An 18,428-nucleotide genomic window follows, 5' to 3' on the forward strand; every position below is an offset into this window, starting at 1 on the left:
GTCTTGTCGTCATTTTCTGAATGCCCCTCGTAAAATTATCATCCCATCCCCATATCTCTTCTGAAAGTGCTATCTTTGATGGCCTCTTTATTGGGTGAGTCGGAGCGATAATGACAGATTGCGAATTAATGCAGTTGAGCGAGCAGGTTGGGCTAGCACTTAAGGCGCGCGGCGCGACGCTGACCACTGCTGAATCCTGTACCGGTGGCTGGATTGCGAAAGTCATTACTGATATCGCCGGTAGCTCTGCATGGTTTGAGCGCGGTTTTGTCACCTATAGCAATGAAGCCAAATCACAGATGATTGGCGTGCGTGAAGCGACGCTTTTGCAGCACGGTGCGGTAAGTGAACCGGTGGTGGTTGAAATGGCGATCGGGGCTCTGCGTGCGGCGCGTGCTGACTTCGCGGTTTCGGTCAGCGGTATTGCCGGGCCGGACGGCGGCAGTGCAGAAAAACCGGTGGGAACCGTGTGGTTTGGTGTCGCCAGTGCCAATGGTCAGGGCGTTACACAGAGTGAGTGCTTCTCCGGTGACCGGGAATCGGTGCGCCGACAGGCGACAGCGTATGCGCTAAATCTTCTCTGGCAACAATTTCTACAAAATACTTGATACTGTATGAGCATACAGTATAATTGCCTCAACAGAACAGAATTCACTATCCGGTAACACCCGGTATGACAGGAGTAATAATGGCTATCGACGAAAACAAACAGAAAGCGTTGGCGGCAGCGCTGGGCCAGATCGAAAAGCAATTCGGTAAAGGCTCCATCATGCGTCTGGGTGAAGACCGTTCCATGGATGTGGAAACTATCTCTACCGGTTCGCTTTCACTGGATATCGCGCTGGGCGCAGGCGGCCTGCCAATGGGCCGTATCGTCGAAATCTACGGGCCAGAATCCTCCGGTAAAACAACGCTGACGCTGCAGGTTATCGCCGCGGCACAGCGTGAAGGTAAAACCTGTGCGTTCATTGATGCCGAACATGCGCTGGACCCAGTCTATGCACGCAAGCTGGGCGTTGATATCGACAACCTGCTGTGTTCTCAGCCGGATACCGGTGAACAGGCGCTGGAAATCTGTGACGCACTGGCACGTTCAGGCGCAGTAGATGTTCTCGTTGTCGACTCCGTGGCGGCACTGACGCCAAAAGCGGAAATCGAAGGCGAAATCGGCGACTCTCATATGGGGCTTGCTGCACGTATGATGAGCCAGGCGATGCGTAAGCTGGCTGGTAACCTGAAGCAGTCGAATACCCTGCTTATCTTCATCAACCAGATTCGTATGAAAATCGGTGTGATGTTCGGTAACCCAGAAACCACCACCGGTGGTAACGCGCTGAAATTCTACGCCTCTGTCCGCCTGGATATTCGTCGTATCGGTGCAGTGAAAGATGGCGATAACGTTGTCGGCAGCGAAACCCGTGTGAAGGTTGTGAAGAACAAAATTGCTGCGCCGTTCAAACAAGCTGAATTCCAGATCCTCTACGGCGAAGGTATCAACTTCTTCGGCGAGCTGGTCGACCTGGGCGTAAAAGAGAAGCTGATTGAAAAGGCGGGTGCCTGGTATAGCTACAACGGTGACAAAATTGGTCAGGGTAAAGCGAACGCAATTTCCTGGCTGAAAGAGAATCCGGCTGCGGCAAAAGAAATTGAGAAGAAAGTGCGTGAACTGCTGCTCAATAACCAGGATTCAACGCCAGACTTTGTTGTTGATAACAACAGCGTTGAAGAAACCAAAGAAGACTTCTGATAATCTCGGAACTCAGAATTGAAACAAAGGGCTGCTTATGCAGCCCTTTTGCATTTATTACGTTGGCAGGAAAACGATGACTGAAAACTCACCGCGCCGTTCCGCCTATGCCCGTCTGTTGGACAGGGCTATCCGCATTCTTGCGATGCGCGACCATAGCGAGCAAGAGCTGCGGCGCAAGCTCACCGCGCCGATTATGGGAAAAAAGGGCCCTGAACCTATTGATGCGCCACCTGAAGATGTTGAGAAAGTGGTCGCCTGGTGTTTTGAAAATCGCTACCTCGATGATGCCCGCTTTGTACAACGGTTTATGGCAGGGCGAAGCCGTAAAGGGTATGGGCCAGCGCGTATTCGTCAGGAGTTGGGGCAAAAGGGCATTACGCGTGAGGCCATTGAACAAGCGATGCGTGAATGTGAAATTGAGTGGGCGCATTTAGCACGCGATCAGGCACTGCGTAAATATGGTGAGCCGTTGCCAACCACATTTCCGGAAAAGGTCAAAATTCAGCGCTTTTTGTTGTATCGAGGCTATCTGATGGAAGATATCCAGGAAATATGGCGAAATTTTGCGGATTGAGCGCACTCGGGATTTTACTTCCCTTTAAAGAAAACTTATCTTATTCCCACTTTTTCCGTCCGGCGCGCGTCGTTTTTTCCACAACTCGCGTCTGCGACGAACATCCCTTAGCTTGATTTCAGGATAATTATGAGCAAGAGCACCGCTGAGATCCGTCAGGCGTTTCTCGACTTTTTCCATAGTAAAGGCCATCAGGTTGTCGATAGCAGCTCCCTGGTGCCACATAATGACCCAACTCTGCTGTTTACCAATGCCGGGATGAACCAGTTCAAGGACGTGTTCCTTGGCCTCGACAAGCGTAATTACTCGCGTGCGACGACCTCGCAGCGCTGCGTACGTGCTGGTGGTAAACACAACGACCTGGAAAACGTCGGTTATACCGCCCGTCACCACACCTTCTTCGAAATGCTGGGTAACTTCAGCTTTGGCGATTATTTCAAGCATGATGCCATCCAGTATGCGTGGGAACTGCTGACCGGTGAAAACTGGTTTGCTCTGCCGAAAGAGCGCCTGTGGGTTACCGTGTATGAAACAGATGATGAAGCTTACGAAATCTGGGAAAAAGAAGTTGGAATCCCACGCGAGCGCATTATCCGTATCGGCGACAATAAAGGCGCAGCATACGCATCAGATAACTTCTGGCAGATGGGCGATACCGGCCCTTGCGGCCCATGTACCGAGATTTTCTACGATCACGGCGATCATATCTGGGGCGGCCCTCCTGGTACCCCTGAAGAAGATGGCGATCGTTATATCGAGATCTGGAACATCGTCTTCATGCAGTTCAACCGTCAAGCTGACGGCACCATGGAACCGCTGCCGAAGCCGTCCGTGGATACCGGTATGGGTCTGGAGCGTATCACTGCCGTATTGCAGCACGTTAACTCCAACTATGACATCGACCTGTTCCGCAAACTGATTGACTCCGTTGCGAAAGTGACCGGTGCTACCGACTTGGGTAACAAGTCGCTGCGCGTCATTGCTGACCATATCCGTTCTTGTGCCTTCCTGATTGCTGACGGCGTGATGCCATCCAATGAAAGCCGTGGCTATGTGTTGCGCCGTATCATTCGTCGCGCAATCCGTCATGGCAATATGCTGGGCGCGAAAGACACCTTCTTCTACAAGCTGGTTGGCCCGCTAATTGAAGTGATGGGATCCGCGGGTGAAGAGCTCAAGCGTCAGCAGGCTCAGGTTGAGCAGATCCTGAAAACTGAAGAAGAGCAGTTCGCTCGTACATTGGAGCGCGGTCTGGCGCTGCTTGACGAAGAGCTGTCTAAGCTGTCCGGTGACACGCTGGACGGTGAAACCGCATTCCGTCTGTACGACACCTACGGCTTCCCGGTTGACCTCACGGCGGACGTTTGCCGCGAGCGCAATATCAAAGTTGACGAAGCTGGTTTCGAAGCGGCTATGGAAGAGCAGCGCCGTCGTGCGCGTGAATCCAGCGGCTTTGGTGCTGACTATAACGCCATGATCCGCGTTGACGGTGAGTCTGAATTTAAAGGCTACGACCATCTGGAACTGAACGGCAAAGTGACTGCGCTGTTTGTGGATGGTAAAGCGGTAGATTCGATCGCAGCCGGTCAGGATGCGGTTGTTATCCTCGACAAAACGCCGTTCTACGCAGAATCCGGTGGTCAGGTTGGCGATAAGGGTGAGCTCAAAGGCGCAGGCTTTAGCTTTGCAGTAAGCGATACCCAGAAGTATGGCCAGGCTATTGGTCATCTTGGTCGACTGGCTAGCGGTGCGCTGAAAGTCGGTGACGCAGTACAGGCTGATGTTGATGATGCCCGTCGTGCCCGTATTCGTCTGAACCACTCAGCGACGCACCTGATGCACGCTGCGTTGCGCCAGATTCTGGGCACGCATGTTGCTCAGAAAGGCTCGCTGGTTAACGATAAAATCCTGCGTTTCGACTTCTCTCATAACGAAGCCATGAAACCGCAAGAGATTCGTGCGGTTGAAGACCTGGTCAACGCTCAAATTCGTCGCAACCTGCCTATCGAAACCAACATCATGGATCTCGAAGCGGCGAAAGCGAAGGGCGCGATGGCGCTGTTTGGTGAGAAGTATGATGATCACGTGCGCGTACTCAGCATGGGTGACTTCTCTACCGAGCTGTGTGGCGGTACTCACGCGTCGCGTACGGGCGATATTGGTCTGTTCCGCATTGTGTCTGAATCAGGTACAGCGGCAGGCGTACGTCGTATTGAAGCGGTCACCGGCGAAGGCGCAGTGGCGACAGTGCATGCGCAAAGCGATCGTTTAGGTGAGATTGCCCATCTGTTGAAGGGCGATAGCCATAACGTGACTGAAAAAGTACGTACCGTGATTGAACGTACTCGCCAGTTAGAAAAAGAATTACAGCAACTTAAAGAGCAAGCCGCAGCACAAGAGAGCGCGAATCTTTCTAGCAAAGCTGAGATGATTAACGGTGTTAATCTTTTGGTAAGCGAGCTTGTCGGCGTTGAACCGAAAATGCTGCGCACCATGGTTGATGACCTGAAGAACCAACTGGGTTCTGCCATTATCGTGCTGGCAACGGTTGATGAAGGTAAGGTTTCTCTGATTGCTGGCGTGTCTAAGGACGTGACAGACCGTGTGAAAGCAGGGGAATTAGTAGGTATGGTCGCTCAGCAGGTGGGCGGTAAAGGGGGGGGACGTCCGGATATGGCGCAAGCTGGCGGTACTGATGCCTCTGCACTCCCTGCTGCATTGACCAGCGTAAAAGCCTGGGTAAGCGCTAAACTGTAATAACAATAACGGCATACGGGCGTCTTAACGTAATCAGTTAAGACGCCTTGCATATGCGGTACTGATAACGATAAAGTCAGGTTGAAGTCATGTAGATCGGCTAGACTTACATCTAACAGAATGTGATGCCGTGACTGCTTACACATAAGGTGTTTGTCATCGCTGACCTTTTGGCGTTATATGATGGAGAATGCCGGGATACAGAGAGACCCGACTCATTTAATCTTTCAAGGAGCAAAGAATGCTGATTCTGACTCGTCGAGTTGGTGAAACCCTCATGATCGGAGATGAGGTCACTGTGACAGTTTTAGGGGTAAAGGGTAACCAGGTACGCATCGGCGTAAATGCCCCTAAAGAGGTCTCCGTTCACCGTGAAGAGATCTACCAGCGTATCCAGGCTGAAAAATCCCAGCAGTCCAGTTACTAAGTTATCGCGTCTCACCCAGTGGGTGAGACGCAACTCCCCTCTGTTTTCCCGTTTTACTCCCAATCTTTCGCCTTTTTCTTTCTGTTGCCTCTTTCTATGCCATTCTTTTGTTATGCCGCTTTGTGGCCTGAATCGCATTTTATCTGTTGATAAAATACCCGTTTTGTCTTTTTTAACGCCTTATTGCGCGTGAAGTGTGCAAACGAAAAAAAACTGCGGAAAATTGTTTGACTTATAAGTCCCAGAAAGTAATATGTGCGCCACGCAGCGACGAAGAGCACTTAACGAGTTCTTCGAAGCACTCGCAAGAGGCGTACTGGTGAGGTGGCCGAGAGGCTGAAGGCGCTCCCCTGCTAAGGGAGTATGCGGTCAAAAGCTGCATCCGGGGTTCGAATCCCCGCCTCACCGCCATTTGCATCCATAGCTCAGCTGGATAGAGTACTCGGCTACGAACCGAGCGGTCGGAGGTTCGAATCCTCCTGGATGCACCATCTTTATCAGTGTTGCGGCTTGTTGAGTGACATTGAATCGGTAGTAAAGCAGTAAATCCTGATGCATCCATAGCTCAGCTGGATAGAGTACTCGGCTACGAACCGAGCGGTCGGAGGTTCGAATCCTCCTGGATGCACCATCTTTTATTTTGTATGGCTGTTAAGCGGTACAGAGTATCGGTAGTAAAGCAGTAATCCTGATGCATCCATAGCTCAGCTGGATAGAGTACTCGGCTACGAACCGAGCGGTCGGAGGTTCGAATCCTCCTGGATGCACCATCTCTTACTTTGTTTCGCTGTTAGGCGATTCAGGTATCGGTAGTAAAGCAGTAATCCTGATGCATCCATAGCTCAGCTGGATAGAGTACTCGGCTACGAACCGAGCGGTCGGAGGTTCGAATCCTCCTGGATGCACCATCTTCTAAGTTTCTCCCCCTCCTGTAATACTTTTCACTTCAGTCTTTTAATTTTCACTTTTCTTATTGGCAACCCATTCTTTCTTCTATAATTTATCCTTGTTTACGCCCTTATTCCGGCGATATCACTGCAAGGAGAGAAATCCATGAAATGGTTCAAAGCAATGGCCGCTGCATGTGCTGCGCTTATGGTCGCTATCTCGCTGTCCGGCTGTGCGGGTTCGTCAACCAAAGAAAGTACCGGTGGTTATATTGATGATACGGTTGTCACCACCAAAGTAAAAACGGCGCTGTTTAGCGACAAAGAGATTAAATCCAGCGAAATTAACGTGCAGACCTTCAAAGGCCGTGTGCAGTTGAGCGGATTTGTATCATCGGCTGACGACGCAAAGCGTGCCGTGGACGTAACGCGTAAAGTGCAGGGCGTTAGAATCGTTGAAAACGATATGAAAATTAAATAATTTTCTGCATACAGTAGAAACAAAGGCGCCTGATGGCGCCTTTGTCGTCTCTGCGGCTGTCAGCGACAACTCGCCCCTTTTACGATAAAGTAACATGACATTATCCGCCAGGTGAGAAGACGATGTACGAGCGCTATGCTGGATTGATTTTTGATATGGATGGCACCATTCTTGATACGGAGCCTACGCATCGTAAGGCGTGGCGTGAAGTGTTAGGGCGTTATGGTATGCGCTTTGACGAGCAGGCTATGGTGGCGCTAAATGGCTCACCGACCTGGCGTATTGCGCAGGCTATTATTGAAAGTCATGAGGCGGATTTAGACCCTCATCATTTGGCGCGTGAAAAAACCGATGCGGTGAAGGCCATGCTGCTAGATTCTGTTACGCCCCTGCCGTTGATTGACGTGGTAAAAGCATGGCACGGCCGTCGCCCAATGTCGGTTGGCACCGGGAGTGAAAGTGCGGTTGCTGAAGCTCTGCTCGCGCATTTAGGCTTGCGACACTATTTTGCCGCCGTTGTGGCCGCCGATCATGTGAAACAGCATAAACCTGCACCGGATACTTTTTTACTGTGCGCTGAACGCATGGGCGTTGCGCCTGAGCGCTGCGTGGTGTTCGAAGATGCCGATTTTGGCCTTCAGGCTGCTGCCGCCGCAGGGATGGATGCCGTTGACGTTCGCCTGCTGTGAGTGAATTTCTGGCGCTGGGGTCGCTGTTTACTAGCAGCTTTCTCAGCGCGACGCTGCTGCCGGGGAATTCTGAAGCGGTATTAGTTGCATTGTTACTGTCCGGGGCCAGTAAAGCTTGGCTTTTAGGGTAATGACTCCAACTTATTGATAGTGTTTTATGTTCAGATAATGCCCGATGACTTTGTCATGCAGCTCCACCGATTTTGAGAACGACAGCGACTTCCGTCCCAGCCGTGCCAGGTGCTGCCTCAGATTCAGGTTATGCCGCTCAATTCGCTGCGTATATCGCTTGCTGATTATGTGCAGCTTTCCCTTCAGGCGGGATTCATACAGCGGCCAGCCATCCGTCATCCATATCACCACGTCAAAGGGTGACAGCAGGCTCATAAGACGCCCCAGCGTCGCCATAGTGCGTTCACCGAATACGTGCGCAACAACCGTCTTCCGGAGCCTGTCATACGCGTAAAACAGCCAGCGCTGGCGCGATTTAGCCCCGACGTATCCCCACTGTTCGTCCATTTCCGCGCAGACGATGACGTCACTGCCCGGCTGTATGCGCGAGGTTACCGACTGCGGCCTGAGTTTTTTAAATGGCGGAAAATCGTGTTGAGGCCAACGCCCATAATGCGGGCAGTTGCCCGGCATCCAACGCCATTCATGGCCATATCAATGATTTTCTGGTGCGTACCGGGTTGAGAAGCGGTGTAAGTGAACTGCAGTTGCCATGTTTTACGGCAGTGAGAGCAGAGATAGCGCTGATGTCCGGCGGTGCTTTTGCCGTTACGCACCACCCCGTCAGTAGCTGAACAGGAGGGACAGCTGATAGAAACAGAAGCCACTGGAGCACCTCAAAAACACCATCATACACTAAATCAGTAAGTTGGCAGCATCACCGCTTTTAGTAGCAATAGCAACAATGGGTAATAGCCTTGGCGGGGCAACTAACGTTATTCTTGGTCGTTTTTTTCCACTACGCAAAACATCGCGCTGGCAGGAAAAAGCAGTGGGTTGGTTACGCCGTTATGGCGCTGTCACGCTACTGTTGAGCTGGATGCCTGTTATTGGCGATTTGCTGTGCCTGTTGGCAGGGTGGATGCGCATGTCCTGGGGACCAGTACTCTTTTTTTTATGCCTTGGTAAAGCGTTACGCTATGTCGTTGTGGCGGCGCTGACGCTCCAGGGCATGACGTGGTGGCACTAATTGGATGGCTTGTGGACGTTTTTTCATCATCCACGATGACAATTATGCTTAATACAATAAATTCGACAGGCGGGAGGTCAATTTGATCCCGGACGTATCACAGGCGCTGTCCTGGCTGGAAAAACATCCTCAGGCTCTAAAAGGGATCCATCGTGGTCTTGAGCGTGAAACCTTACGCGTGAATGCCGATGGTTCATTGGCAACAACCGGTCACCCCGAGGCGCTTGGCGCCACATTGACCCATAAATGGATAACCACCGATTTCGCCGAAGCGTTGCTGGAGTTTATTACCCCGGTAGACGGCGATATTAACCACATGCTGACGCTTTTACGCGACGTGCATCGCTATACCGCACGCCACCTCGGCGATGAGCGTATGTGGCCGTTAAGCATGCCATGCTACATCGCACCGGGTCAGGATATCGAACTGGCGCAATATGGCACCTCAAATATTGGCCGCCTCAAAACCCTGTACCGCGAAGGTCTGAAGAACCGCTATGGCGCGCTGATGCAGACCATTTCAGGCGTTCACTACAATTTCTCCCTGCCGATGGCTTTTTGGCAGGCGAAGTGTGGCACTGAAGATAAAGAGGCGATTTCAGCAGGTTATTTCCGGCTGATCCGTAACTACTATCGTTTTGGCTGGGTGATCCCGTATCTGTTTGGCGCCTCTCCGGCTATTTGCTCTTCGTTCCTGCAGGGCAAGCCGACGGCGTTACCGTTTGAAAAAACGGAATGCGGTATGTACTACCTGCCTTACGCGACTTCTCTGCGCTTAAGCGATCTGGGCTATACCAATAAATCGCAAAGCAATCTCGGAATTACGTTTAACGAATTGCACGAGTATGTGGCAGGATTAAAACGGGCCATTAAAACGCCATCGGAAGAGTATGCGAACATTGGCCTTGAGAAGGACGGTAAGCGTCTGCAAATCAACAGCAATGTTCTGCAAATTGAGAATGAGCTGTACGCGCCGATTCGTCCAAAACGCGTGACTCGCGATGGCGAAACGCCGTCTGATGCACTGCTGCGTGGCGGTATTGAGTATATCGAAGTGCGCTCGCTGGACATCAACCCGTTCTCGCCAATCGGCGTTGACGAGCAGCAGATTCGCTTCCTTGACCTGTTTATGGTCTGGTGTGTGCTGGCAGATGCGCCAGAGATGAGCAGCGAAGAACTCAGCTGTACCCGTACCAACTGGAATCGTGTGATTCTGGAAGGGCGAAAACCTGGACTGACGCTGGGTATTGGCTGTGAAACAGCGCAGTTCCCGCTGAGCAAAGTCGGTAAAGATCTGTTCCACGATCTTAAGCGTGTCGCCCAAACCCTGGACGGGATGAACGGCGATACGGAGTACCAGAAAGTTTGCGATGAACTTGTTGCGGGCTTTGATAATCCAGATTTAACCTTCTCAGCACGCATTCTGAGTTCTATGCTTGAGAGTGGGATTGGTGGTACCGGCAAGGCGTTAGCGGAACAGTACCGTGCAATGCTGCGTGAAGAGCCGTTGGAAGTTCTGAGTGAAGAGGATTTTGCGAAGGAACGAGATGCGTCTGTAGAGCGTAAGCGCCAGATTGAAGAAGCGGATACTGAATCGTTTGAAGCGCTGCTGGCGCGACATGCCTGATAAAAAAGAAAAGGCCACATCACTGTGGCCAAAATATACATCTCTGAATCAGGGATGATGATAACAAATGCGCGTCTTTCATATAGTAAGACTGGCATAGGAACAAAGAGTTCAGTTTATTTTCAAAAAAATCACATCGCCGAGTAGCGGAACGTGGTGAATCGCACAAAGTTGATTCTATTCAAATGGTTAAGTGTTTAACTGGATAGAAAAAACGTGCAGCACCCGGGAGCGTAAAGGTGATATCGGAGGTTACGAAATGCCGTTGTTAGATAGCTTCACAGTTGATCATACCCGTATGGAAGCGCCAGCCGTGCGTGTAGCGAAGAAAATGAACACCCCACACGGTGACGCAATCACGGTTTTTGACCTGCGTTTTTGTGTGCCGAACCAGGAAGTCATGCCGGAGCGTGGGATCCACACCCTGGAGCATCTGTTTGCAGGCTTTATGCGTGACCATCTAAACGGTAACGGTGTTGAAATTATCGATATCTCGCCGATGGGCTGCCGTACCGGTTTCTACATGAGCCTGATTGGTACTCCTGATGAACAGCGTGTCGCCGATGCCTGGAAAGCGGCAATGGCCGATGTGTTGAAAGTACAGGATCAAAACCAGATCCCAGAACTGAACGTATACCAGTGCGGGACCTATCAGATGCACTCGCTGAGCGAAGCGCAGGATATCGCACGTCATATTATTGAGCGTGATGTTCGCGTAAATAGTAACGACGAACTGGCATTGCCAAAAGAGAAGTTGCAGGAACTGCATATCTAGCTGCTGGTTTCATTTTACAGTCACGCAATAAATAAGCCCCAGGATAAATCTTCTGGGGCTTATTTATTTGTATATTGAATATGTTTATAGAATATATTTATTATTTGTATGCCTCGGTTTTGTGAGCCGCTAAACAAAAATATTTTCAATGCTGAAGCTAACCCCTTTGTCGATCACATAAAATGAAAAACATAATTAGATAGCCGAAAAACATAATAGATCCCTTTTTCAGAACTGTAAAAATACCTCCCGCAGAAACCGGTTTCATTCTAAAAATCAAAATGGGAGTTTATATGTCTTCAGGGGATAGAGTTTCTATTAGGGAAAAGATTGGTTACAGCCTGGGTGATGCGGCCAGTCATATTGTGTTCGATTCATCAGTGGCGATTCTTGCCTATTTCTACACTGATATTTACGGTCTGCCGCCGGCGGTCATGGGGACGATGTTCCTGCTGGTTCGTCTGCTGGATGCGATTACCGACCCGATTATGGGAGCGATCGCAGATGCCACTTCCACCCGCTGGGGGCGTTTCCGTCCGTGGCTGCTGGCGATTTGTGTGCCATTCGCGGTGAGTTGCGTGCTGGTTTACTCGGTTCCATCATTTGGCGATACCGGGAAAATTATCTATGCGGTGGCGGCGTATATCTTTATGACGCTCATGTACACTGCGATCAATATCCCTTACTGCTCTCTGGGCGCGGCGCTGACCTCCGATCCGCGTGAAAGCCTGTCACTGCAGTCCTGGCGTTTTGCTATCACCCCCATTGGCGGTGCGTTGGGTACGGCTCTAATTCTGCCACTGGCGGACTACCTCTATCCAGGTGACCGCGCAACCGGTATTCAGGTCTCGATGGCTCTCTTTGGCGTCATTGGCTGTCTGATGTTTGTTGTCTGTTTCTTCACGACGAAAGAGCGTGTACAGCCGATTAAAGAGGAAAACCTCAATATCGCCCGTGACGTGAAAATTTTGTTCAAAAATGACCAGTGGCTGATCCTCTCTGTTTACAACTTTATGATGCTGGTTGCAGTGGTACTGCGCGGTGGTGCCGTGGTGTACTACATCAATACCGTACTCAATAAAGGGGCCGATATTATTACCTTGTTTATGCTGGGCGGTATGTTCGCGTCGATGGCGGGTTCTGTTCTGGCGAAACCTTTTGGTACCCGTTTCTGTAAAGTGAAACTCTCTTTCTGGATTAACTTATTAACCGCGGCCTTCGGTGCAATTTGCTTTATTGTGCCGCCGCAGATGTGGATTGCGGTATTTGTTATCCATATTATTATTTCGATTATCCAGGGCGGCAACGGCGCACTGCAATGGTCAATGATCACCGATACAAATAATTATGGCGAATGGAAAACGCAGCGTCGAATTACCGGCATGAATGTCGCAGCCAATATATTTGTCATTAAACTGGGTGTTGCCGTTGGTGGCGCTATTCTGGGTTGGGTGCTGGCATACTTTAATTATGAGTCTGGTGTATCGACGCAATCCTCTTCTGCGGCTCAGGGCGTCATGCTGCTGTTTACGCTTGTTCCTGCTGTGTTCTATGTACTGACGGCGTTCTCAATTAAGTTCTATGGCTTGAACGAAACCAGAATGAATCGTGTGGTGGATGACCTGAAAAAAGGCGCATTTTCTCACTCGTAAGCTAAATGGCCGGAAGGAATAATCTCTTATGCATCAGCATCTGGTAGGCAAACCCCTGGAGGGGGTTGCTGAGTTCGCGATGACGGTCGCGGCACAAGGCGCGGTATTACTGAAAAACACGCCTGAGGTTCTTCCACTGGATGAGCTGGATACCGTGGCCATTTTTGGTCGCACACAAATTAATTACTACCGCAGCGGTACGGGTTCTGGCGGCGCGGTTAATGTGATATCTAGCTGTAACCTACTGGATGCGATGCGTGCTCGATGCGGTACGCGGGTCAATGAGGTTCTGGCGCAGCATTATGCGCAGTGGGTCAATACGCATCCGTTTGATAACGGCGGCGGTGGCTGGGCGCAGGAGCCGTGGTTTCAGCAGGAGATGCCGCTCAGTGATGAGATGGTTTTACAGGCGAAGCAGGCTTCGAATAAAGCGGTAGTGGTAATTGGGCGTACCGCAGGGGAAGATAAAGATAACGCGGATGTTCCGGGCGGATATCGCTTAACCGAGGAAGAGCTCGAGATGCTGCGGGCGGTCTGCCTTCATTTTGACCACGTTATCGTGGTGCTCAATGTTTCCTCAATTATCGATATGTCGTGGGCGGAATCACCGCAGTTGCGTCCACATATTGGCGCTATCCTGTATGCCTGGCATGGCGGGCCGGATGGAAGCAAGGCGGTGGCATCACTGCTGTGTGGCGATATCACGCCTTCCGGTAAGCTGACAGACACCATTGCTTGTTCACTGGATGACTATCCTTCCACACCTTGTTGGGGCGACAGCGCGCAGAATATCTATCAAGAAGATATCTACGTTGGCTATCGTTATTTTGAAACCTTCCGCCCCCAGCAGGTGCTTTATCCCTTTGGTTTTGGCCTTTCATATACACGCTTTGCTATCCATTCATTAAGCATGAAACGGGATATCGACAACCCTTTGTCTTTTCAGATAACGGCCAAAGTCGACAATGTGGGTGAACGATATGCGGGCAGTGAGGTGGTGCAAATCTATCTCGAAGCGCCGCAGGGTCAATTGGGTAAGCCGTCACGCGCTTTGGTGGCGTTTGCTAAAAGCCGGGTGTTGCAGCCGGGTGAGGGGGAAACGCTCACCATGACGGTTACGCTTGAACAATTGGCATCCTGGGATGATAGCGGCGCGACCGGTAATCCGAATTGCTGGGTGCTGGAAGCGGGAGTGTACCGCTTCTGGGGTGGTAACAGCGTGCGCAACCTGCAACCCATCAGTATGCAGGGCAAAGCCGGTTATACGCAGCCGATGCTGCGGATCCTCTCTTGCCACGAAGAAGCCCTTGCGCCTACCGTCTCGTTTACGCGACTGCGCCCCGGCAAGCGTTTACAGTCAGGAACATGGCTGGAGGAGTGGGAAGAGGTTCCGCGGCGTAAAACTGCCTTGCGTGAGCGCATTGTTGCAAGACTTCCGCAGCCGCTGGAAATCGTCGGTGATAAAGGGATAAAACTTGATGATGTGGCGCAGGGTAATGCCCGCATGGATGACTTTATTGCTCAGTTGAACATTGATGAGTTGGCCTGTCTGGTTCGCGGCGAAGGAATGTGTAGCCACAAAGTGACACCGGGCGTGGCATCCGCATTTGGTGGTACCGGCGATAGTCTACTGGATAAAGGCATTCCCCTGGCGGCGACGGCAGACGGCCCTTCCGGTATCCGCATGGACAACGGCGCCTATGCCACGCTAATGCCCAGCGGCACGTTGTTGGCCTCCACCTGGGATCCAGTGCTGGTTGAGCGTTTGTACGTGATGGAAGGTAAGGAGCTTCAGCAAAATCAAATCGATCTACTGCTAGGGCCAGGGATGAATATTCATCGCCATCCGCTAAACGGCCGCAATTTCGAGTATTTCTCCGAAGACCCGTTAGTGACCGGCATGATGGCGGTAGCTATGGTCAACGGTATTCGTAGCGGCGGAGGCATTGCCACGCTGAAGCATTTTGCCTGCAATAACCAGGAGCATGCGCGGGCACAGGCTGATTCGGTCGTTTCCGCTCGCGCACTACGAGAAATCTATCTTAAAGGTTTTGAGTATGCGGTGAAGCAGGGCAGCGCGATGGCAATAATGACAGCCTATAACCCGATTAATGGGCACTGGTCTGCGTCTAACTATTGCTTGAACACCACGATTCTACGCGATGACTGGGGATTTCGCGGCATCGTGATGACCGATTGGTGGGCGAAAATGAACGATGCTATCAACGGTGGAGTGGCGACGGTCAACAATACGGCGGCGATGATCCGCGCGCAAAACGACCTGTACATGGTGGTCAATAACAACGGTGCTGAGATAAATGCTGGGGATGACAATACGCTGAGCGCGCTGGAAGAAGGTACGCTGACGCTGGGTGAGCTCCAGCGCTGTGCGCACAATATCCTGATGTTTATGCTGCATACTCAAGTCGTTAAGCGGGGCGACAAGCCGAAGGTTAATGTGCCGACTATTGCCGCCGACAGGACGTTATTCATTGAAGATGCGATTAAAATTGCGCCGGAATCACGGTTACGGTTTAGCGATACGCTCGCCATCTATATTGAAGATGGCGGTGTTTACGACCTGTTAGTGAGCGTTAACTCTGCGGCGATGCCGTTGGCGCAAACAGCGACCAATTTATTGTTGAACGGTAAGTTTGTGGCGACAGTACAAACGCGTGGGACGCTGGGGCAAAGAGTCACGCAGAAGCTGTGCCGTGTGCTGCTTGAACCCGGCTACTATCGCGTCGAGACAGAGGTTATCAATCCGGGATTGAATATCGATTGGCTGGAATTCCGCAACATGGGGTCGTCGGGATCCCGATAACTGACGTATTCTGCGAAGATAAAAAAAGCCAGCTCCTGAGAGCTGGCTTTTTACTAGTGAGAACCCCCACCACCGCCGGCGCTGAATGGCGGTCTGGCAAACCACACAAGGCTTAGCAGCAACAAGAAGATCCCCGCTGAAACCCAGAATATTTCGTTCGCTGAGATAATCAATCCCTGGTTGGTTATCTGCTGTGCTATCCAGCCGGAAGCCTGCTGTTGGGTCATTCCCATACCCTGCAACTGATCGTACATCTGCTGGGCGTTAGGGTTAAATGGCGTCACGGACTCCGTCAATTGCGCATGGTGTAACGCCTCGCGGTTAGTCCAAAGCGTTGTGGTAATTGACGTGCCGATGGAGCCTGCCAGCGTACGCGTAAAGTTCGACAAGCTCGATGCGGCCGCCAGACGCTCGGGAGGAAGCCCGGAGAGCGTGATAGCGGTCAGCGGCATGAAGAAGCACGCGACGGCAAAGCCCTGAATAAACTGCGGCCAGGCCGACGCGCCGAAGTCCATGCCCGGCTCGAAGGTATAGGCGCGCCAGTAGAAACAGACGGCATACATAATAAAACTGAAGGTGACCAACCGGCGCATATCCAGCTTATGGGCAAAGCGTCCGATGATTGGCGAGAGGATAACCGGAATAATCCCCACCGGTGCCGACGCCAAACCTGCCCAGGTGGCGGTGTACCCGTAGACCTCTTGCAATAGCTGCGGCAAGAGAACGATAGCGCCGAAGTAGAGCATGTAGGCCAGGCTGATACACAGACAACCTATGGTAAAGTTTCGCGACTTGAACAACGACAGGTCGACTATCGGGTTATCGTCGGTGAGTTCCCAGACAATCAGGAAACTGAGCGATACCACCGCCACGACCGTAAGTACGATGATCTCGGTCGAGTTAAACCAATCGAGTTCTTTACCCTGGTCGAGCATCACCTGCAGGCTACCGATCCCCAGCACTAATAGCGCCAGACCAATCGCATCAATTCGCCGCTGTTCGGTTCGCGTTTCGCGTCCGCGCAGAGTTTGCAGACTCAACATCACCACCAGCGCGCCAATCGGAACGTTGATGTAGAAGATCCAACCCCAATGGTAGTTATCGCTAATGTAACCGCCAAGAATTGGCCCGCAGATTGGCGCCACGATGACTGTCATCGACCATAGCGCCAGCGCGACAGAGCGTTTTGCTGGCGGGTAGTTACTGAGCAGCAAACTTTGCGAAAGCGGAATCAGTGGCCCGGCGACAATCCCCTGGATAACACGGAAGAAAATCAACATGCCGAGGCTGTTGGACATCCCGCACGCCCATGAGGCAATGGCAAAAGCGACGGTTGACCACATGAACAGCTTCACTTCGCCGACGCGTTTTGCCAGCCAGCCGGTAATCGGAATGGAGATGGCGTTTGCCACCCCAAACGAGGTAATTACCCATGTCCCCTGGCTCAGTGATGAGCCAAGGTTGCCGGCAATGGTGGGGATAGCCACGTTGGCGATGGTGGAGTCCAGCACCTGCATGAATGTCGCAAGCGATAGCGCAATGGTCATAATGACCAGTTGCGCGCCTTCTAGCGGTTTTTGCGGTTGCATTACACGCACCCCAGCATTAGTTAGCGTTGGCCTGGACGATGTCGTTAATCAGCTTATTCACCGGAGTGAGGCTTATCTCACGCGCGTTACTTTCGTAAGCCGGGCTGGTACGAACCTGGCTTGCCAGTATCTGCCCATCGCGGTTAGTGGTATTCACTTTCACCAGTGTAGACAAACCAATGCGCAGCGGGTGTTTCGCGAGCTGATTTGCATCCAGTTCAATACGTACCGGCAGACGCTGCACGACTTTAATCCAGTTACCGGTGGCGTTTTGAGCCGGCAGCAGGGAGAAGGCGCTACCGGTACCCATATCAAGACCGACCACTTTACCGGTGTATTTCACATCATCGCCGTAAATGTCGCTGATGACGGTGACCGGCTGGCCGATACGCATGTGCGCAAGCTGCGTTTCTTTAAAGTTGGCGTCGACCCACAGGTTACTGGCGGGAACCACGGCCATGAGCGGTGTGGTTGGGCTAATCTGCGCACCCGGCTGTACGGAGCGACGGGAGACATAACCACTCATTGGGCTGACAATTTTGGTTCGTTGCAGCGCAAGCCACGCGTTACGGACATCCGTTGCCGCCTGACGGACAGTTGGCTGATCTTCGAGTTTTGTGCCGAGAATCATTGCCTGGTTGGCGTTGTACTGCTGGATAGCCACGTTGAGTGCAGCCTGAGCACTGGCGACAGCGTCTTTCGCATGTTGCAATTCTTCACGACCAATCAGGTTCGCGCTGCCCAGCGGCACGCGGCGGCTAAGGTCAGTTTGCGCCTGCGACAACGTCGTTTTACGAATGTCGATATTGGCCTGCAATTGCTTGTTGTTAATCATCAACTGGCGCATTTGACGCACGCTTGAGGCCAACTCAGTCTGGGCTTTTTCAAACGCCTGCTGGGCATCGGTCTGGTCCAGCGTCACCAGCACATCGCCTTGCTGAACATAGTCGGTGTTATCGGCCCAGACTTTCGTCACGCTGCCGGAGACCTGAGACATGATTTGAACCTGGTTACCGGCTACGTATGCATCATCGGTTTCCTCGAAGTGACGCAAGACTAAAAACCAGTAGCTGCCATAGGCCACGCCAATAATGACAAAGAGCAAGGTCAACAAGATGAGGGCGCGTTTACGCTTGCCTTTCTTGTTGGCGGGTTGCTGCGGGGCTTGAGTCTCCGCATTTGTGCTCATGTGATT

14 protein-coding genes, 5 tRNA genes and 2 pseudogenes are annotated in these 18,428 nt (G+C 51.8%); 18 read left to right on the forward strand and 3 right to left on the reverse strand.

Going from position 1 to position 18,428, the window contains the following annotated elements; genetic code table 11:
- Window positions 1–110 precede the first annotated feature (110 nt).
- The 13 genes and pseudogenes from pncC to U0026_RS05555 form a co-directional block, all read left to right on the forward strand.
- Window positions 111–608 (forward strand): nicotinamide-nucleotide amidase, encoded by a 498-nt coding sequence (pncC, locus tag U0026_RS05495; protein WP_062775289.1) that lies wholly within the window; start codon window positions 111–113, stop codon window positions 606–608.
- An 80-nt stretch (window positions 609–688) separates the two neighbouring features.
- Window positions 689–1,747, forward strand: a complete 1,059-nt coding sequence (gene recA / locus U0026_RS05500; protein ID WP_062775287.1) for a recombinase RecA — start codon at window positions 689–691, stop codon at window positions 1,745–1,747.
- Between the two features lie 76 nt (window positions 1,748–1,823).
- Window positions 1,824–2,324 carry a recombination regulator RecX gene (gene recX, locus U0026_RS05505; RefSeq protein ID WP_062775284.1) on the forward strand — a complete coding sequence of 167 codons (501 nt, stop codon included), beginning with the start codon at window positions 1,824–1,826 and terminating at the stop codon, window positions 2,322–2,324.
- Window positions 2,325–2,453: 129 nt separating this feature from the next.
- Window positions 2,454–5,081, forward strand: coding sequence for an alanine--tRNA ligase (gene alaS, locus U0026_RS05510; protein ID WP_062775283.1), 2,628 nt, complete (start codon window positions 2,454–2,456; stop codon window positions 5,079–5,081).
- A 241-nt stretch (window positions 5,082–5,322) separates the two neighbouring features.
- Complete coding sequence (gene csrA, locus U0026_RS05515) at window positions 5,323–5,508, forward strand: carbon storage regulator CsrA (RefSeq protein ID WP_000906486.1); 186 nt, start codon at window positions 5,323–5,325, stop codon at window positions 5,506–5,508.
- Window positions 5,509–5,826: 318 nt separating this feature from the next.
- Window positions 5,827–5,919, forward strand: a tRNA-Ser gene (locus U0026_RS05520).
- A 3-nt stretch (window positions 5,920–5,922) separates the two neighbouring features.
- Window positions 5,923–5,999, forward strand: a tRNA-Arg gene (locus U0026_RS05525).
- 63 nt (window positions 6,000–6,062) lie between these two features.
- Window positions 6,063–6,139: transfer RNA gene (locus U0026_RS05530), tRNA-Arg, on the forward strand.
- Between the two features lie 62 nt (window positions 6,140–6,201).
- A tRNA-Arg gene (locus U0026_RS05535) sits at window positions 6,202–6,278 on the forward strand.
- A gap of 61 nt (window positions 6,279–6,339) precedes the next feature.
- Window positions 6,340–6,416 (forward strand) — tRNA-Arg (locus U0026_RS05540).
- Between the two features lie 145 nt (window positions 6,417–6,561).
- A complete protein-coding gene (locus U0026_RS05545; protein ID WP_062775281.1) occupies window positions 6,562–6,876 on the forward strand; it encodes a BON domain-containing protein in 315 nt (104 codons plus the stop codon).
- Between the two features lie 122 nt (window positions 6,877–6,998).
- Window positions 6,999–7,565 carry a fructose-1-phosphate/6-phosphogluconate phosphatase gene (gene yqaB, locus U0026_RS05550; protein ID WP_062775279.1) on the forward strand — a complete coding sequence of 189 codons (567 nt, stop codon included), beginning with the start codon at window positions 6,999–7,001 and terminating at the stop codon, window positions 7,563–7,565.
- Window positions 7,562–7,690: pseudogene (locus U0026_RS05555) on the forward strand (DedA family protein); the annotation flags it as partial. The gene yqaB and the pseudogene U0026_RS05555, both read left to right, overlap by 4 nt.
- A 16-nt stretch (window positions 7,691–7,706) precedes the next feature.
- On the opposite strand, the gene U0026_RS05560 reads toward U0026_RS05555, so the two are convergent.
- Window positions 7,707–8,404 (reverse strand): IS1-like element IS1B family transposase gene (locus U0026_RS05560; protein WP_241973917.1). Its coding sequence is split into 2 segments (ribosomal slippage): window positions 7,707–8,155 and window positions 8,155–8,404, totalling 699 coding nucleotides; the frame shifts between segments, so codons are not numbered across the junction.
- A gap of 56 nt (window positions 8,405–8,460) precedes the next feature.
- On the opposite strand from U0026_RS05560, the pseudogene U0026_RS05565 reads away from it, so the two are divergent.
- The 5 genes and pseudogenes from U0026_RS05565 to U0026_RS05585 form a co-directional block, all read left to right on the forward strand.
- Window positions 8,461–8,766, forward strand: a pseudogene (locus U0026_RS05565) (YqaA family protein); the annotation flags it as partial.
- An 82-nt stretch (window positions 8,767–8,848) separates the two neighbouring features.
- A complete protein-coding gene (gshA, locus tag U0026_RS05570; RefSeq protein ID WP_062779500.1) occupies window positions 8,849–10,393 on the forward strand; it encodes a glutamate--cysteine ligase in 1,545 nt (514 codons plus the stop codon).
- 259 nt (window positions 10,394–10,652) lie between these two features.
- Complete coding sequence (gene luxS, locus U0026_RS05575; protein WP_062779501.1) at window positions 10,653–11,168, forward strand: S-ribosylhomocysteine lyase; 516 nt, start codon at window positions 10,653–10,655, stop codon at window positions 11,166–11,168.
- A gap of 293 nt (window positions 11,169–11,461) precedes the next feature.
- Complete coding sequence (locus tag U0026_RS05580) at window positions 11,462–12,820, forward strand: glycoside-pentoside-hexuronide (GPH):cation symporter (RefSeq protein WP_062779503.1); 1,359 nt, start codon at window positions 11,462–11,464, stop codon at window positions 12,818–12,820.
- A 28-nt stretch (window positions 12,821–12,848) separates the two neighbouring features.
- On the forward strand, window positions 12,849–15,644 hold the full coding sequence (locus U0026_RS05585; protein ID WP_062779505.1) for a glycoside hydrolase family 3 protein: 2,796 nt from the start codon (window positions 12,849–12,851) through the stop codon (window positions 15,642–15,644).
- 53 nt (window positions 15,645–15,697) lie between these two features.
- On the opposite strand, the gene emrB is transcribed toward U0026_RS05585, so the two are convergent.
- Entirely contained in the window at window positions 15,698–17,233 is a 1,536-nt protein-coding gene (gene emrB / locus U0026_RS05590) for a multidrug efflux MFS transporter permease subunit EmrB (RefSeq protein ID WP_062779507.1), read from the reverse strand.
- A gap of 16 nt (window positions 17,234–17,249) precedes the next feature.
- Window positions 17,250–18,422: a multidrug efflux MFS transporter periplasmic adaptor subunit EmrA gene (emrA, locus tag U0026_RS05595; protein ID WP_062779508.1), complete on the reverse strand. Its 1,173-nt coding sequence runs from the start codon at window positions 18,420–18,422 to the stop codon at window positions 17,250–17,252.
- Window positions 18,423–18,428 lie beyond the last annotated feature (6 nt).

The organism is Kluyvera intermedia, from assembly GCF_034424175.1.
Classification (GTDB): domain Bacteria; phylum Pseudomonadota; class Gammaproteobacteria; order Enterobacterales; family Enterobacteriaceae; genus Kluyvera; species Kluyvera intermedia.

Excerpts from the sequence above, each read along its gene's own strand:
- recA (WP_062775287.1), top strand. The coding sequence starts at position 689 with ATGGCTATCGACGAAAACAAACAGAAAGCGTTGGCGGCAGCGCTGGGC.
- csrA (WP_000906486.1), top strand. The coding sequence starts at position 5,323 with ATGCTGATTCTGACTCGTCGAGTTGGTGAAACCCTCATGATCGGAGAT.
- U0026_RS05545 (WP_062775281.1), top strand. The coding sequence starts at position 6,562 with ATGAAATGGTTCAAAGCAATGGCCGCTGCATGTGCTGCGCTTATGGTC.
- emrB (WP_062779507.1), bottom strand. The coding sequence starts at position 17,233 with ATGCAACCGCAAAAACCGCTAGAAGGCGCGCAACTGGTCATTATGACC.
- recX (WP_062775284.1), top strand. The coding sequence starts at position 1,824 with ATGACTGAAAACTCACCGCGCCGTTCCGCCTATGCCCGTCTGTTGGAC.
- alaS (WP_062775283.1), top strand. The coding sequence starts at position 2,454 with ATGAGCAAGAGCACCGCTGAGATCCGTCAGGCGTTTCTCGACTTTTTC.
- pncC (WP_062775289.1), top strand. The coding sequence starts at position 111 with ATGACAGATTGCGAATTAATGCAGTTGAGCGAGCAGGTTGGGCTAGCA.
- yqaB (WP_062775279.1), top strand. The coding sequence starts at position 6,999 with ATGTACGAGCGCTATGCTGGATTGATTTTTGATATGGATGGCACCATT.
- luxS (WP_062779501.1), top strand. The coding sequence starts at position 10,653 with ATGCCGTTGTTAGATAGCTTCACAGTTGATCATACCCGTATGGAAGCG.
- emrA (WP_062779508.1), bottom strand. The coding sequence starts at position 18,422 with ATGAGCACAAATGCGGAGACTCAAGCCCCGCAGCAACCCGCCAACAAG.
- U0026_RS05585 (WP_062779505.1), top strand. The coding sequence starts at position 12,849 with ATGCATCAGCATCTGGTAGGCAAACCCCTGGAGGGGGTTGCTGAGTTC.
- U0026_RS05580 (WP_062779503.1), top strand. The coding sequence starts at position 11,462 with ATGTCTTCAGGGGATAGAGTTTCTATTAGGGAAAAGATTGGTTACAGC.